The organism is Azonexus hydrophilus (assembly GCF_905120355.1).
Lineage (GTDB): Bacteria > Pseudomonadota > Gammaproteobacteria > Burkholderiales > Rhodocyclaceae > Azonexus.
The window spans coordinates 257,027-273,204 of record NZ_CAJHOB010000002.1 but is presented as its reverse complement, the minus strand read 5'-3'; the positions used below and the strand labels follow the sequence as shown (position 1 = coordinate 273,204).

The 16,178-nt window shown below is 61.8% G+C and carries 11 protein-coding genes; 8 read left to right on the top strand and 3 right to left on the bottom strand.

From position 1 onward, the window contains the following. The 8 genes from JYJ39_RS02670 to JYJ39_RS02635 form a co-directional block, all read left to right on the top strand. On the top strand, nt 1–225 hold a 225-nt coding region (locus tag JYJ39_RS02670; protein WP_205201859.1), incomplete at its 5' end, for a hypothetical protein. A 227-nt stretch (nt 226–452) separates the two neighbouring features. Further along, on the top strand, nt 453–1,040 hold the full coding sequence (locus tag JYJ39_RS02665; RefSeq protein WP_205201857.1) for a hypothetical protein: 588 nt from the start codon (nt 453–455) through the stop codon (nt 1,038–1,040). Nucleotides 1,041–1,136: 96 nt separating this feature from the next. Beyond that, the gene (locus JYJ39_RS02660; protein WP_205201855.1) at nt 1,137–1,559 is read left to right on the top strand and encodes a MaoC family dehydratase; all 423 of its coding nucleotides are present in this window, start codon (nt 1,137–1,139) and stop codon (nt 1,557–1,559) included. A gap of 75 nt (nt 1,560–1,634) precedes the next feature. Beyond that, complete coding sequence (locus JYJ39_RS02655) at nt 1,635–2,702, top strand: hypothetical protein (protein WP_205201854.1); 1,068 nt, start codon at nt 1,635–1,637, stop codon at nt 2,700–2,702. A gap of 73 nt (nt 2,703–2,775) precedes the next feature. Continuing rightward, on the top strand, nt 2,776–4,644 hold the full coding sequence (locus JYJ39_RS02650) for an AAA family ATPase (protein ID WP_205201853.1): 1,869 nt from the start codon (nt 2,776–2,778) through the stop codon (nt 4,642–4,644). 3 nt (nt 4,645–4,647) lie between these two features. Beyond that, nucleotides 4,648–5,304: a 4Fe-4S single cluster domain-containing protein gene (locus JYJ39_RS02645; protein ID WP_205201852.1), complete on the top strand. Its 657-nt coding sequence runs from the start codon at nt 4,648–4,650 to the stop codon at nt 5,302–5,304. A gap of 3 nt (nt 5,305–5,307) precedes the next feature. Further along, the gene (locus JYJ39_RS02640; RefSeq protein WP_205201851.1) at nt 5,308–7,698 is read left to right on the top strand and encodes a protein kinase domain-containing protein; all 2,391 of its coding nucleotides are present in this window, start codon (nt 5,308–5,310) and stop codon (nt 7,696–7,698) included. A 22-nt stretch (nt 7,699–7,720) separates the two neighbouring features. Next, nucleotides 7,721–8,185 carry a hypothetical protein gene (locus JYJ39_RS02635; protein WP_205201850.1) on the top strand — a complete coding sequence of 155 codons (465 nt, stop codon included), beginning with the start codon at nt 7,721–7,723 and terminating at the stop codon, nt 8,183–8,185. Between the two features lie 24 nt (nt 8,186–8,209). On the opposite strand, the gene JYJ39_RS02630 is transcribed toward JYJ39_RS02635, so the two are convergent. From JYJ39_RS02630 to JYJ39_RS02620, 3 genes are all read right to left on the bottom strand, one after another. Beyond that, nucleotides 8,210–8,947 carry an EI24 domain-containing protein gene (locus JYJ39_RS02630; RefSeq protein ID WP_205201849.1) on the bottom strand — a complete coding sequence of 246 codons (738 nt, stop codon included), beginning with the start codon at nt 8,945–8,947 and terminating at the stop codon, nt 8,210–8,212. Then, entirely contained in the window at nt 8,940–12,854 is a 3,915-nt protein-coding gene (gene hrpA, locus JYJ39_RS02625) for an ATP-dependent RNA helicase HrpA (RefSeq protein ID WP_275887954.1), read from the bottom strand. The genes JYJ39_RS02630 and hrpA overlap by 8 nt, the downstream gene beginning before the upstream one ends. Before the next feature lie 70 nt (nt 12,855–12,924). Further along, nucleotides 12,925–16,140, bottom strand: coding sequence for a hypothetical protein (locus tag JYJ39_RS02620; protein WP_205201845.1), 3,216 nt, complete (start codon nt 16,138–16,140; stop codon nt 12,925–12,927). Nucleotides 16,141–16,178 lie beyond the last annotated feature (38 nt).

The following is a 16,178-nucleotide window of genomic DNA, read 5'->3' as shown; positions in this document are numbered from 1 at the left end:
TGGGTGCGTTTGCTGCACGATGCGCTCTTTTTCATGGAAAAGTTTACATCCGCAGCATTATGCGATTTTGATTATTCAATGTCCATGACATTTACCTTTACCACCACCTGCCGGCCCCCAAACGCAAGAAGCCCATGCGTTCCGGCATGGGCTTCGGGTGGTGCAGCCCCGGCGCACCTGGCTGGGGCAAACGGCTTACGCCGTATCGAGGGTATTGCTCGGTAATCTCAAGAAAAAATTCCTACGGCAACAAGGGAAGCAACCATAGATTCTCCTCAAGCGCAGCATGATGCGGCGGCCTCAGGTGGCCCACCGATGCCGGAGCTGCTGCATTTCCGACATGAGACGCAGCTTAGCACCGCCAGAGAAAAAAACCAGCCGTTTTATTTCCCGGCGCAATCAGTAACAATGTCAGCTTTTATGCTGAATTCTTGTGCCACTGGACACCGCGCATGGATAACCTGATCAAGGACACAGCCACGCTGGAACTCTTTTGCTGGCTCGACCCCGGCACCGAGCTACCGGGCTGGGACATCCTCAACGGTAGCCCCTTCGGCGCATCGCTGGCGGCGCCCCAGGGCGGCGCACCGGAAGCCGGCGACCAGTTGATGTCGGTGCAGAATTATTTTGCCGAATATCACCTCGAATATTTCCGCCAGCGTCGCTACAGCCACTTTCCCAGCCGCCTGCACGCGCTGCTGCAATTTGCCACGCGGACCGACGCCATGACCTTTCGCCACAAGCACCCCAGCCGGGTGTTCGGCAAGAATCTCTCCTGCTCGCGCACCAAGGGGGCTTACATCTGTTCCTTTCACGATGCCAGCTGGCTCGATTACCTGCGCCTGCCGCACAGCCTGTCGCTGAGCACGCTCGATGAAGTGGCCGATTACTACTGGTCGGGCAAGACCGTCGAGGAAGTCGGCCTCACCTTCATGGACCAGCCCTGGCGCGAACCACCTGTCATCGAAGCACTGTATCAAGGCGTGCTTGAACCGGAATGGGGACACGAACAAAGTGGCTGGCTGCCCGGTTTTCGCTGACGCCCCGGCCTCCCGCCTTGCCGGCGGCAAAGCAACGCCACCCGCATGCTAGAGTTACGCCTCGTTTTACCCTGATAACACCCATAGGAGTTCAGCATGACCTATTACATCGATCAACTGCAGCCGGGTATGTCGGCCAGCACCTCGAAAACCGTGACCGAGACCGATATCATCCTTTTCGCCGGTATTTCCACCGACGTGAACCCCGCCCACCTGGACGAGGAATACTGCAAGGGCACGATGTTCGGCACCCGCATCGCTCACGGCATGCTCTCCGCCGGCTTCATTTCCGCCACCCTGGCCAACAAGCTGCCAGGACCGGGCACCATCTACCTGTCACAAACGCTGAAATTCAAGGCGCCGGTGAAGCCGGGCGACACCGTCACCGCCACCGTCACCGTGCGCGAAGTCAATGTCGAGAAAAACCGCGTCATTCTCGATACGGTATGCACCGTCGCCGGCAAGACCGTGATCGACGGCGAGTGTCTGATGATGCCGCCGGTCCGTCCTGCTGCCTGATTCCCGCCAGACACGCCCGGCCCCGCCGGGCGTTTTTCCCTGATTTCCCCGGTTTTCCTTTTGCCCTGAAACGCCATGAGCGGTCCCACCACAGCCATCTTTGGCCTTGACCCGATCAGCATCCTGCTTGCTGCCGCTGCCATCCAGGCCAGCCAGGCGGTGCAGGAAGGCTATGCCGAAGCCGCCACGGCGGCCGCACAGCAGGACGAAAAACGGAGCGAAAATCGCACGCAGCAAAGTGCGGCTGCCGCCAGCGGCCAGGCTGCGCTGGACACACGCATTGCTGCCGCCGAAGAAGAACACGCCCGTTTGTGTGCGCTCACCGCGCCCTATGGCACTGCCGCAGCCTTGGCCAGCAGCAAACCGGCGCCTCCCGCCGACGCTTCACCCAATGCCCGCGCGGCTTATCTGGAACAATTGCTGGCGCGTAACGCCCACCTCGTCGCGGTACTCGACAGTTTTCTCGCCGCCTTGCCGGAAGCCCGGCTGGACGGACTCACGGCAGCCCAGCTGGACGCCTTGCCGCCAGCGGACACAACGCTCTCCCCGCAGACCACCGCAGCCCGCCTGCTGGCCCGGCTGGCGGACCTCGGCCCCTTGCCGGCAGAAATCGAAATGCTGGAAGCCGAACTGGCCGCCGCGCCCAGCCAGGAGCGGCGCGAACTGCTGGAAGTGGAGCTGCGCCGTGCCATCCAGGCCTACCAGCAAGAAGCTGCCGAGCGCGCCAGCGCCCTGGTGCTGGAACACACGCTGCAGGAACTCGGTTATCAGGTCGAACCGATTGCCGAAACCCTGTTCGTCGACGGTGGCGTGGTTCATTTCCGCCGTGCCGATTGGGGCGACTATCAGGTGCGGCTGCGCCTGAACGCCAGCGGCAAATCGGCCAACTTCAACGTCGTACGTGCCATCGACGCCGGCAACAGCGAACGCTCGGTCCTCGACCATGTCGCGGAAGACCGCTGGTGCGCCGAATTCCCGGCGCTGTTACGGGCACTCGGCGAGCGCGGCCTGCAACTGGAAGTCACACGCCGCCTCAATGCCGGCGAACTGCCGGTGCAACTGGTGGAGCGCAGCCAGCTGCCGCAATTTGCCGAACAGCAGGAAAACCGTCCGCAACGCAAACCTCTTGCCCGGACACGCTAACCATGGGGCACGGTAGAAGTGAATTCTGTCCGCTTTCCCGCCCCTCTTCCCGTCTGCCTCTGAGTACGCCTGGATGAATACCTCTTTCCCCCGCTGGTTGCTCGATCTGGAGCGGCTCCTGCCGATCCGCTCGCAGTTCGTCGTCGCCGGCAACATCCGCGACAGTTTCCTCGTGCCACTGGCCAGCGGCCCGACCCTGGTGCCGCTGCTGCGTGCCCTGTGGGAGCAGTTGCAGCGCCAGGATTTCCGCTGCCTGCTGGTGTATGACCCCAGCGACGGCGTGCGTGTCTATCCCGACGACGCCGCCCGCCGCGAACTGGCCGAGCGCCTGTTTGACCTGAAGCTCGCCAGCGGCAGCCAGATCATCAGCCTGGAAAGCCTGAGCAAATTGATGCAGGCCGTCAGCAGCACGCGGGAAGCCCGCTGTGCCCTGGTGGTCGACTTTGCCTCGCGCCTCGCCCGGCAGCCCGATCATCTGAGCGAAGGCGAACAACGCTTCTTCGTCGCCGCTGAAAAGCTTTCGCTGACTGCCGCGCCCATCGTGCCGCGCCCGGCGGAAGATGCGGCCGGCAGCACCACCGCCAGCCACGGCAAACCCCTGTTCAACCCCGTGCTGTGGCTGCTCAACCGGCCGCAGGACCTGCCCTCCTGGCTGACGCTCGACAGCGAACGGGTCGCCAGCCTCACCGTCGGCCGTCCCGATTACGAAACCCGTCAGGCCGCTGCCCGCCAGCTGGCGCCGCTCTTTGCCGGCTACGCCGAGGCCAGCGAAGCCGCCCGCGCGCAGTTCATCAAGAGCTTTGCCAATGGCACCGAGGGCATGGGCCTGACCGCGCTGGCCGACATCACCGAACTCGCCAACCACCAGCAACTTGGCCTGGCCGCCATCGACGATGCCGTACGCTGCTACAAGGTCGGCGCGCTCGACAATCCGTGGCGCAAGGATTACCTGCGCCAGCGCATCCGCGACGCCGGCAGTTTCATCGAGCAACGGGTCAAGGGTCAGCCGCAAGCGGTGGTGAAGGCACTCGACATTCTCAAGCGTTCGGTGATGAATCTCACCGGCGCCCAGGCCCGTAGCGGCGGCAGCCGGCCACGGGGCGTGCTGTTCTTCGCCGGCCCGACCGGGGTGGGCAAGACGGAACTGGCGAAAACCCTGACCGAACTGGTTTTTGGCGATGAGCGCGCCTACATCCGCTTCGACATGAGCGAGTTTGCCGAGGAACACACCGGCGCCCGCCTGCTCGGCGCACCGCCCGGTTACATCGGTTTCGACGCCGGCGGCGAACTGACCAATGCCGTCCGCGAAAAACCTTTTTCCGTCGTGCTGTTCGACGAAATCGAAAAAGCCCACCCGCGCATTCTCGACAAATTCCTGCAGATTCTCGAAGACGGCCGCCTCACCGACGGTCGCGGCGACACCGCCTGGTTCTCCGAAACCATCCTCATCTTCACCTCCAACCTCGGCATTTACGTCGAGGATGAACATGGCCGCCGGCAACAGAACGTGCGCCCCGACGACCCTTACGCAGTGGTGGAAGAGCGGGTGCGCGGCGCCATCGGCGATTACTTCAAATACCGTCTGGCACGGCCGGAAATTCTCAACCGCATCGGCGACAACATTGTCGTGTTCGATTTCATCTCCGCGGAAGTCGGCAAGCTGATTCTCGCCGGCATGCTCAACAATGTCGCCCGCCGCCTGCAGGAAGAATTCAAGCTGCAACTGGCTCTGGCCCAGCCGGTACAGGCGGCCCTGGTCCAGCGTTGTCTGGCCGATCTGAGCAATGGCGGGCGAGGCATCGGCAATCGTCTGGAAGCCGATTTCATCAATCCCCTGTCGCGCGCCCTGTTCCTGGAAGACCTGAATGGTCGCCAACGCGTCACCGTCACCGCCCTCAACGAAACAGACAAGGTGGTCACCCTGGAACTTGCTCTCAGCTGACGCATGCTGATCGCCATCAACAAAGCCCACTATCCGGTGACGGTGCTCGGCCCGGGCCAGCGCATCGGCATCTGGTTTCAGGGCTGCCGCATCCACTGCCCCGGCTGCGTGTCGCAGGACACCTGGGCCGCCGATCCAGGCAAGCGCATGCCGCTGCACGAACTGGTGGACTGGTGCCGGCGCGTTGGCGCAAACGGGTGCGACGGCATCACCCTGAGCGGTGGCGAACCCTTCGATCAGCCACAGGCCCTGGGGGCCCTGCTGGATGCCCTGCATGACTGGCGGAGCAGCGCCGGACTGGAGTTCGACATCCTCTGCTACAGCGGCTATCCGCTCAAGCGCCTGCGCGAGCGGCACGCGCCGCTGCTGAAGAAACTCGACGCCCTGATTCCCGAACCCTACGTCGACACGCTACCACTGAGCCATCTCTGGCGCGGCTCACAGAACCAGCCGCTGATCCCCTTGTCGGCACGCGGCGAACGGATTTATCACGACTACCTTGACGCTGCCGCAGATCAGGGCAGCAAACGCCTGCAGATCGAAGTCGACGGCAACCGCCTGTGGAGCATCGGCCTGCCGGCTCGCGGCGATCTCGCCGCGCTGGAAGCCCAGGCAGCGGAACGTGGCCTGCGTCTCGACCACGCCTCCTGGAAGTCCTGAAGCATGCCGCACCAGATTCGCCGCTGCCCGACCTGCGCCCAGGAAAACCCGCCTGAACTGATGCGCTGCGCCTGCGGCGCACTGCTCTTTGGCATTGACCTCACCGCCCCCGCTGCCGCAGCCCCAGAACCTGCCAGCAACGCACCGGCAACCGCCAGCGTAGAGGAACTCCGCTGCCCGCACGCCGATTGCCAGCAAGCCAATCCGCCCGCCAGCACCCGCTGCGTGTATTGCGACCGCCCCCTGACCGCGGCCGCTGTCGCTGATTCGCCCCCTGACGCCAGCGGCCTCTCCGGGGCCAGTCCCGGCACGCCGTCCCTGCTCAATCTACCCAGCGCCTTGCGTGCACGTTTGCGCATCGTGCGCCCCCTGCCCACCTCCGGCGCGGAAGCCGAACTGCTCGTTGTCGCGCCGCTCGACGGCCCGGGCGAGGAACTGATCGCCAAGATTTACCGGCACGGCATCCATCCCGATCGCGAGGTGCAGGAACGCATCGCCGCCATCGACCCGAGCCACTGCGTCCGCATGCTCGACCGGGGCATCTCCGACGGTTTCGCCTTCGAATTGATGGAGTACTGCCGCGCCGGTTCGCTACGCGACCTGCTGCGCGAACAGAGCCCGCTGCCGACCACAACCTGGCGCCACAGTCTGGAGGAACTGACCAACGCCATTAGCGCCGTACATGCCTGCCAGCTCATCCACCGCGACCTGAAACCGGAGAACATCCTGCTGCGCAGCCGCAGCCCGCTCGACCTGGTGCTCACCGATTTCAGCGGTGCCTCCCTCACCCATGCCACCCTGCATTTCACCGGCATGGCGCGCACCCTGGCCTACAGCCCTCCGGAAGCACTTTCCGGCGTCCTCGACGCCAAGGCCGACTGGTGGGCACTGGGCATGATCCTGCTGGAAGCCGCACTCGGCCGGCACCCCTTCGCCGGCCTGTCGGATGCCGTCATCCTGCACCGCCTGACGACCCGTTCGATCGAACTGGAGGCGCTATCCGATCAGTCGCAGCGCCAGCTTCTGCGCGGGCTGTTGCTGCGCGACCCGAAACAGCGCTGGGGCGAAGCCGAAATCCGCCGCTGGCTGGCCGGCGACCCCACCCTGAGCCTGCCGCTCGAAGATGCTTCCGGCCATGCCGGGCGCCCCTACCAGATCGGCGCTGATCTCTGTCACACCCCGGAACAACTCGGTGTCGCGCTCGCCCGCCATTGGGACAAGGCCCGCGCCGATCTCGACAACGGCCTGCTGATGCGCTGGCTGCGCAACGATCTGCAGGACATGAACCGGGTGCGTTTCCTGATCGACCTGAATTTCGACAGCGGCCTGCCACCGGATCGCCGCCTGCTGCGCTTCATCCTCGATCTGGCGCCGGGGCTGCCCCCCGTCTGGCGCGGCCAGCGCATCGTCCTGCGTGATCTGCTGACACAGGTCGACCTGGCACTGAAGAACGACGCTGCGGCGCTGGATTTTCTGCACGACCTCCATCAACAAAAAGTACTCGACATCTACGCTGCGGCCGGCAACGTCGAATGCGCCGATATCGCCAGCCGCTGGCGCGGCGCCTGCGAACAATTCAACAGCGCCTGGAAGAACACGCTGGCCGCATTGAAAACACAACGGGCAGCAGTCGACACCCCCGATTTTCATGAACTGATGTTTGGTCAGGGGGGACCACAGCGGCCCGCTGAGCGCAGCCTGCACCCGCGTCTGCTGGCGCTGGCCTACGACGAAGGCTGGTGCGCCCAGTTACGTCAGCACCTGGAACGGCAAATTCTGCCCCTACGTCGCCACTGTCTCTGGCTCCCCGGCGCTGAAACACTGGCCGCCAGCCCCGGTGGCGAACTGCTGGTCTTCGAAGCCCTGCTGCCGGAAGCCCGCCGGCAGGTACAAAAACTGGAAACACAACAGCAACAGGAAGCCAGCGAGCGACAGGAAACCACGCAACGCTTGCGCCGGGAAACCCGCCAGGCGACCGCCTATCTCGGCCTCTTTGCACAGAACAACCTGTGGCGGCAGCAGAATCTGGACGATCTCGACCGCGCACTCGACCAGCTCAGCGCCGTCACTGCACAGGTCCGCGCCCACGCTGACAGCAGTCCGGAATACCAGAACCTGCGCAGCGAAGTACTCCGTCTGGAACCGGTGACCAAGCGCATCCAGCCCCTGCTCGAAGAAAGTTACCAGCAACGCATGATCCGTCGTGGCTGGCTCAACGAGCGCACCCTGCGCTTTTATGGCATCGCCCTCTTCGTCACCCCGCTACTGCTCGGCCCGCGTTTCTTTGTCCCCATCCTGCTGGGCGGCAGCGGAATCGTACTCTGGCGCTTTGGTGTGGAATTTCTGATGCTTAAGCGGATCAAAGCCTGGCTGGAAAAGCTGCCCATAAATTGACATTGACACGAAAGAGCACACGATGAGCACCACACCCTCCAACTTGCGCCGGCGCATTCTTGGCTTATTCGTCAGCTCCCTCATGCTTACAGCCTGTGGCGCCGAAATTCGCCCGGGTCGCCCCGACCCCTTGCGTGCTGAGGTGCAAGATCTGGTCAGCGAGCTCGAGCGTAGTTTGCGCTTTGGTGGCTGGAGTGCGGTCGAACACTATTTTTCTTCCGATTACCGTGGTTACCTAAACGACTTGCGTGAGCATTTCGACAACCAGCGCCGCCATAAGCTGGCTTTTGACGTGCAACTCATGATCAACCGCATCCTGCAGCAAGAAAATCTGATCAATGTTTCAGTCAGTTGGTGGCAGCGCTGGAACGACCTGCAGGGCAAACCCCACAAAGCCAACGGCACAAGTGAGCTGATCCTGCGTCGTGAACGCGGTGAGTTGCGAATCATCGACATACGCCGCCCCTTCTTTTCCGGCAAACCGTAGCACGGCGGCCGCTGTCAGATCTTCTTATTCATGCCCACTTTGCCACTCGCCTGGCAAAGCCTCCTGCCGCAAACGGCGCAGGCTCTCCAGACCGTAGTGGACGAATGCCAGCGCTGCCAGTGCGGGAGCAAGCAGCCCCAGCAACGGCACGTGCGCGAGCAAGGCCATGCACAACCCCAGCAGCAGAAACGGCCCTTTGTGGCGTGCCGACAACACCTGCCATTCCTCCTCGCCGGCGTGTGCCGACAGGGCATCGTAAGCAAAGGTACGCCGGTTGAGCCAGGCCATCAGCAGCAGAGGCACCACCAGCGACAGGCCGGGAATCAACCACAAGGGAATCGTCAGCACCCACAGCAGCACAAACAATAGCGCCGCTCCCAGGCTGTTGAGCGTAGCGGCGACGAAGCTGTCGCGACCCAGCATCGCCAGGTCGCGGTACTCGGTTTCCGACAAATGCTTGAGCAACAGCGGCAGGATGACGATCGCCGCGAGCAGCGAAGCCACCAGATAGGCAACAGCGAAGATCGCCAGCCAGCCGCCCAGCCAGGCCAGGAAGGTGGCCAGCCAGCCCAGCCCCCAGGCGGCGAGCCAGGTCATCGGCGGCAGCGCGAGCAGTTGCTCGGCCAGCCAGCCCAGTCCCCACACCGCCAGCGCGATGGTGAGCAGCAGGGCGCACAGCGCCGGCGTCAGCACGTACAGCCAGACCCGGCCGCACCTCAGGCTGGCGAAAGTTCTCGCCAGCGCCAACATGATTTCAGCCATTGCGGATGGCCTCCCATTGTTTCTGCAAGCGTTTCACCGACACCGGCACCGGTGTGCGCAACTCCTGCGCGTAGAGACCGACACGCAGTTCCTCCAGCAGCCAGCGGAACTGTTCGACCTGCGGATCGACCGCGCCCATCTTCGCCAACTGGATCGCGCGGCGTTCGTAGTTGGTCCACAACGGCGCGTACTCGGCCATCAATTGCGCATCGCGCGCCGGGTTGGCCTTCAGCTTGTCGAGCCGGACACCGACCGCCTTGAAATAGCGCGGGTAATGCTGCAGACGCTCGAAGGGCGTGTCGACGACGAAGGTCTTGCCGATCAGCCGCTTCAACTGCGCCTCGATGTCGGCGACGGCCGCCGCGTGCGCCTTAAACGCCGGCAGCTTCTTGGTCACCGCCTGCCATTCGCTGAGCACGGTGCCGACCAGGCGGCAGACTTCCTGCATGATCAGGCCAAGCCGCGCCTTGGCCTCGGCACAACGCGCCTTGAAGGCCTCCGGCGTGGTCGGCAGCGGCTCGGTCAGGCAGGCACGCTCGAAGGTCAATTCGACAATCTGCCGCTTCAGGTCGTCGCTGCTGCCCAGCGCCATGAACTGCATCGCCATCTGGGTCAGGCCGGGGACGTTCTTGTCGAAGTACTTCACCTGCTCCTTGAACTGCAGCATGAACAGGCGCGACAAGCCCTTGCGGTGCGCGTCGGCGGCTTCTTCGGCGGAATCGAAGACTTTCAGACTGACCGTCTCGCCGTCGTCGATCAGCGCCGGATAGCCGATCACGGTTTGTTTCCCGACCGGCACTTCCATCAGTTCCGGCAGCTCGCCGAAGGTCCAATCGGTCAGTTGGGTGTATTCGGACGGCGTTTCGTGCAGTTCGGCGAATTCCTCCTTGGCTTCCTTGCCCCATTCGCCGCGCAGCGCGACCAGGCTGCGGTTCATGTCGAGTTGCCGGCCATGCTCGTCGATCAACTTGTAGTTCATCGAGAAGTGCGGCGGCAACGCGTCGGGGCGGAAGGCGTCGGGCGTCACCGCCCAGCCGCGCGCGTTGAGCCCGCGCGCTTCGAGGATGAATTCGATCAGCGGGTTGATGATGCCCTGGTTGAGCTTGCGGTCGTTGCCTTCGACAGCGGCCAGGAACTCCTCGACGAATTCCGGCACCGGCACCAGCTTGGCGCGGATTTTCTGCGGCAGCGTCTTGATCAACTGCACCAGCTTTTCCTTGATCAGCCCCGGCACCAGCCATTCCATGCGCGCCGCCGGAATCTGGTTGAGTTGTGCCAGCGGCAGCGTCAGCGTGACGCCATCCCTCGGCGAGCCCGGCTCGAAGTGATAAGTGAGCGCGTACTCCACACCGCCGGCCTTGAGCTTGTGCGGGAAGGCTTCGGTGGTCACTCCGGCCGCCGAGTGGCGCATCAGGTCGTCCTTGGCCAGGAACAGCAGCTTGGCGTTTTCCTGCTCGGCGGTCTTGCGCCAGTGGTCGAAGGTGGCGCCGTTGTGGATGTCTTCCGGAATGATGTGGTCGTAGAAAGCGAAGATCAGTTCGTCGTCGACCAGCACGTCCTGGCGGCGCTGCTTGTGCTCGATCTTCTCGATCTCGCGGATCTGCTTCTGGTTGTGCTGGAAGAAGGGCCAGCGCTTGGCAAACGACTCCTCGATTTCTTCTGCAACCAACCCCTGACGGATGAAGATCTCGCGCGCCTCGGCTGGCGCCAGCGGGCCGTAATGGATGCGCCGCTTGGGGTTGATGACGATCCCGTAGAGCGTCGTGCGTTCCCAGCCGGCGACTTGCATCGCCTTCTTTTCCCAGTGCGGATCGAAGTACTGGCGCTTGATGAGGTGAGCGCCCACTTTCTCGATCCATTCCGATTCGATGCGCGCGACACAACGGCCGAAGAGGCGCGTCGTCTCGGTGATCTCGGCCGCCATGATCCACTTGCCGGCCTTCTTCTGCAGCGGCGACGACGGGTGGATCAGGAAGCGGATGCCGCGCGCGCCGAGGTAGTAGCCGGACTCGTCCGACTTGCAGCCAATATTGCCCAACAGCCCGGACAGCAGCGCCATGTGGATGGCGTCGTAGGTGCCGGGGATGTCGTTTTCCTTCCAGCCCAGCTCGGCGACCATCGCGTGCAGCTGGCCATGCACCTCGCGCCATTCGCGCAGACGCAGGTAGGAGAGGAAATGCGCGTGGCAGGTATCGACCAGCGATTTGTTCGATTTCTTGTGGTCGACGGCGTTCTGGAACCAGGTCCACAGCTTCACCCAGCTGAGGAACTCCGATTTCTCGTCGGCAAACAGCTTGTGCTTCTCGTCCGCCGCCTGCTGACGCTCCTGCGGCCGCTCGCGCGGGTCCTGCGTGGACAGCCCGGCGGCGATGACCAGCACTTCCTTCAGGCAGCCGAGGTCGCGCGCGGCGACCAGCATGCGGCCGATGCGCGGGTCGAGCGGCAGCTTGGCCAGCGCCTCGCCGACCTTGGTCAATTTATTGTCGTCGTCGAGCGCGCCGAGCTCCTGCAACAAGGCATAGCCGTCGCTGATCGCCTTGGCCGGCGGCGGCTCGATGAAGGGGAAGCTCTCGACGTCGGTCAGGCGCAGCGACTTCATGCGCAGGATGACGCCGGCCAGCGAGGAACGCAGGATTTCCGGGTCGGTGAACGGCGGCCGCGCGTTGAAATCGGCCTCATCATACAAACGGATACACACGCCGGCGGCGACGCGACCGCAACGGCCGGCGCGCTGCCGCGCCGCCGCTTGCGAAATCTTCTCGACCTGCAACTGCTCAACCTTGTTGCGGTAGGAATAGCGCTTGACCCGCGCCAGGCCGGTGTCGATCACGTAGCGGATGCCCGGCACGGTAAGCGAGGTTTCGGCGACGTTGGTGGCCAGCACGATGCGCCGCTGGCCGCCCGAGGGCTTGAAGATGCGGTCCTGCTCGCCGGCCGAGAGGCGCGAAAACAGCGGCAGGATTTCCGGCGCATGCGCGGTACTCAAGCCCGGCCGTGCCAGAGCATGCTTGCGTAAAGCCTCCGCCGCCTCGCGGATTTCGCGTTCGCCGGGCAGGAAGACGAGGATGTCACCGGAACCCAGCCGTGCCAGTTCGTCGGCGGCGTCGACGATGGCGTCGTAGAGGTCGCGCTCGTCGTCCTTCTTGTCGATATCCTCGACCGGGCGATGGCGCACTTCGACCGGGTACAGGCGGCCGGAGACTTCGATCACCGGCGCAGGTTTCCCATTCGCGTTGAAATGCTGCGAGAAACGCTCGGCGTCGATGGTCGCCGAGGTGATGATGAGCTTCAGGTCCGGCCGGCGCGGCAGCAGCTGCTTCAGGTAGCCGAGCAGAAAATCGATGTTCAGGCTGCGCTCGTGCGCCTCGTCGATGATGATCGCCTCGTAGGCGTTCAGGTACGGGTCGCTTTGCGACTCGGCGAGCAGGATGCCGTCGGTCATCAGCTTGACCCAGCTCTCCGGCGTCGACTTGTCGTGGAAGCGGATTTTCACGCCGACGCCGGCGCCGACCTGGGTCTTCAGCTCCTGCGCCAGCCGCGTCGCCACCGAACGAGCGGCCAGCCGCCGCGGCTGCGTGTGGCCGATCAGGCCACGCGCGCCGATGCCCAGATCGAGGCAGATCTTCGGCAACTGCGTGGTCTTGCCCGAACCGGTTTCGCCGCAGACGATGACGACCTGGTGCTGGCTGATCAGCTTGGCGATTTCGTCGCGCCGCTCATTGACTGGCAGCTCAGGCTGAAACTCGGGCTTCGGCAGCTTCTCGCGCCGCGCCGCAACCGCCGCCTGTGACTGCGCCAGACAATCGGCCAACGCAGCCTCTGCCGCCCGCCGCGCCGCGCCCACTGCCCGCCCCATGTCCCCCCGCAAACGGTGCAAACGGCGCGCATCGGCGGTGAGGGTGGTCAAAGTATCTGCTACACGTCGGGAAGGAAAAGTCTGCTGCGCCATGGCGCGCGATTATAAGCGCAGCCTATCTTCAACGAATCCACTGTTGACCACTCAAGGTACGCAAGATACGCGGTTTGCCATCAACCAGACCGACGATTTCGACCACCGCAGATTCCTCCACATGTTCCAGATTCTGGCGGCGATTGTGCCCGATGATCTTGAGCTGATAGCTGACCTGGCTCGTGCCGTCGCCAAGTGTCTGGACGTTAAAGCCAGAGACGCGGTACTGAATCTGCTCAAAAACCTTGAAACTGTTGACCAGCGCATCTTCTGCGTCCCGGACATCGGCACCATCGCCCCCGGTCCAGCCCGCATCGAGCAAGGCAATCAAGGCGCGGTGATTTCCCTGCCCATAGGCCGTAATGAAATTCTGATACAGCGTCTGGATTTGTTCATTACTGGCGGAACTGGATTGGGTCTGCACAGTATTTGTGTGTGCGCTCAAGCGCTCTTCAAGCTCCTCCAGCAACCGCCGAACTTGCGCTGCGTCACTATCGTCCAGAGATTTTTTGCTGCTTTCATAGTTTTTCCTGGCACCGTCCACACTCGCGCGCAAACGCTCGACTTCCTGCCGGTAGGCATTCCCCTCACCGATCGCAAGATTGCTCACTTGCGTTTTGAGCGCATTCAGCGTGGCGAGCAAATTCGCAGCAGACGCGTACCGGGGTTTGCTGGCCAGTTTCTCCAGCACTTTTTTGAGTTCTTTCAGGCGATCCAGCATGGTCAGGTTGAACACATGCTCCGGATCAAAACAGCCGAAATCCTTTTCGTGCGTATCGAGAAGGGTTTTGTGCCACTCCTGCAAGCGTTTGAGGTTGTCTGCATCGACCCTGTTTTGACCGAGCATGTTTTCGGCCTCCGCCAAGGCCGCCTTGCTCATCGCATCGCTTTCCCTGAGGGTTTGCTGCATCTTGTTGAAAAAATCAGGCAGCGTGATGATCAGGGATGCATCATTCGTCGTAATTGAATTAACAAATGAAATCAGCGCATTGCTACCCGGCAAAAAAGGAGGGGCTTGCGAGATCTTGTTCAGCTCCGCCTGAATTTTATTGTCCAGTGCCTGCACTTGCTGATGCAGAGCAGGCTTATTGATCCTGCTCCACTCGGAATTAGGCGCTCCCGGCATCCCCGTCGAATTCATACTCCGGCTGGCGCCCTGCGCTGCGTCCAGTTTGGCTGCTGAACGGTCAGCAAGGGAGGAAAGCTGCTCTCTTAGCCGATCGATTCCTTGACAGGTTCTGGGGGTACTGCCGAGTGTTTTCTCGATGTACGCCGGATTGAGCCGATAACTACTCTCGCCCGTTTTTTCCAGAACCCCGGAATTAGCCAAAGACTTCAAGTCGCTGAAATAGGCGCCACGAGCGACCGAAGCTTCTTCCAGAAGTTTTAGATAATCAGGGCCAGCCGCCAGGAACTCGCGAGCCGCCGCCTCATAGCCAGTGCGGCGAGCCTCAATCTCCTTGGTCGCTTGCGTCAAGGTCTTCTCTTGCTCTTGCTTCTGCCCCTCCAGCTCGAGGCCTTGTCGCTGATGCCATTGGCGCTCACTTTCCACCTCCCCTTTGATACGTGCAAGCACCTCGGCAACGAGCGAATAGAGGGGGTTTGACGTTTCGCCCTGATCAAATTTGAAACCTGCACTTCTGGCGTACGGGCTCTCCAATAAAGGCTGGGCCAGCAACTGCTCCAATTCGACTTTAAGTGCCTCCATCTGCCCACGCCGCCCTTGCCCGGGTGGGGCATTTTCTTTGGACAAACGCCAGAGTTCTTCCCTGATCGCACCCTGTGCTTCACTGCCAGCGTTGGCCACCGCATTACGAAGAATCTCCTCCGATAGATAGTCATGCGGTGTGGTGTTGAACGTCCGCTCAAGGTTGGCGAGCGCACTCTCAATTTCTGACAGGATTTCGCGCTGCTCTGTCAGATGTCGATCCTGAGTCTTCGTCCATTCCTCCTGATAGCGTCTGAGGTTGCCAAGAGCCTCAAGATCATCCTTATCCCCCGCATACGGGTACATGGCAGTTTCATTGGCTTTGCTGATCACTTTCTCAATTTCTTTTTCCTGCCGCTCGCGCATACCTTTGCGTTTGACGAGCAATTTCTCCAGGGGAGCAAGCTCGCTTGCGACACGGCTTGCCTGTGCTGAAAATGAAGATGTTTCGGAAATCAATTTGTTACGCAAATTTTTATAGCTCGCCACCTTTTGTTCTGCGCCTGTATTCTCTGACGCATTTATCACCTGACCGAGCTTTGTTTCCAGTTCGGAAATCTTTTGCCTGAGTGCATCGCGTTGCTGCAGCAGTGGGGCAATTTGCGCCGAGAGAAGCCTCTGTCGCTCCTGATTTGCTTTCCGCTCCGGAGATCGAAGATCCTCTTCCCTCTTTTTCAAATCAGCCAGGCGCAGCTCAATTTCCTTGAGGCGGTCACGCATGTTCCCCATGTCCACGGCAAACGATTTGGCTTCGCGATCCTGTAGGTTGTAAAGGTCAACCAGGCTCCACATCGCCTTGTTTGTCTGTTCAAGGAGCACCCGTACCTTGCCCAGGATCAGTCCGGTATTGCCCTGGATGTCTTTGTCCTCATGCTTGGACATGTAGCTACGCCAACCTTCCAAAGAAAGACCGCTCAGGTCCTTCAACCGCTGCATTTCGGGCGTGGTTGCTGCGGCGCGTTCAGAAAGCCCCTGCATTTTTCGGGTGTAATACTCAGGGCCACCATAGGAAACGATACCCTTGACCACAGGGTCTGCTGCTTTTTCTGCGGCCCACTTCGCAAATTCGACGGGTTTGCCGGAGACACCCACAGTTGACTGTATTTCCTGTGCCGTTTCCATCGCCAGGGCCATGAGGGTCTTGAGAACGTTCTGGGTCTGCAGACGCTTCAGGCGCTCGACATAGCCTTTCAGTTCGAAATAACTTTTGCGGGTGTTTTCCGCATCCTGCACCAAGCGAGATTGCAGGCTTTCGATACTGACCAGTGCTTTGCGGATGTCGTCCCTTTCCTTCTCCAGTTCAGCAATTTCCGGGGAGATCTGCTCTTTGCGTGGGGCGCCGGCTTCCTTACGGTTGAGCGAGTCAATCTCTGTCTGCAAACCGGTAATTTTTTGTTCCACCACCAGCAGCTCAGCCACAGCCCGCGCGTGCTCTGCACGCTGGCGGGCTTGCTCCGTATAACTCTGCGCCTGGGACTGACTGCTAGCAAAGAGCGCGCAGGCAAGAACCACACAGGGCAAGGAAAATAATTTCATGACTCGTTACTCCTCAACAGACAACAGTACTGCCAAAC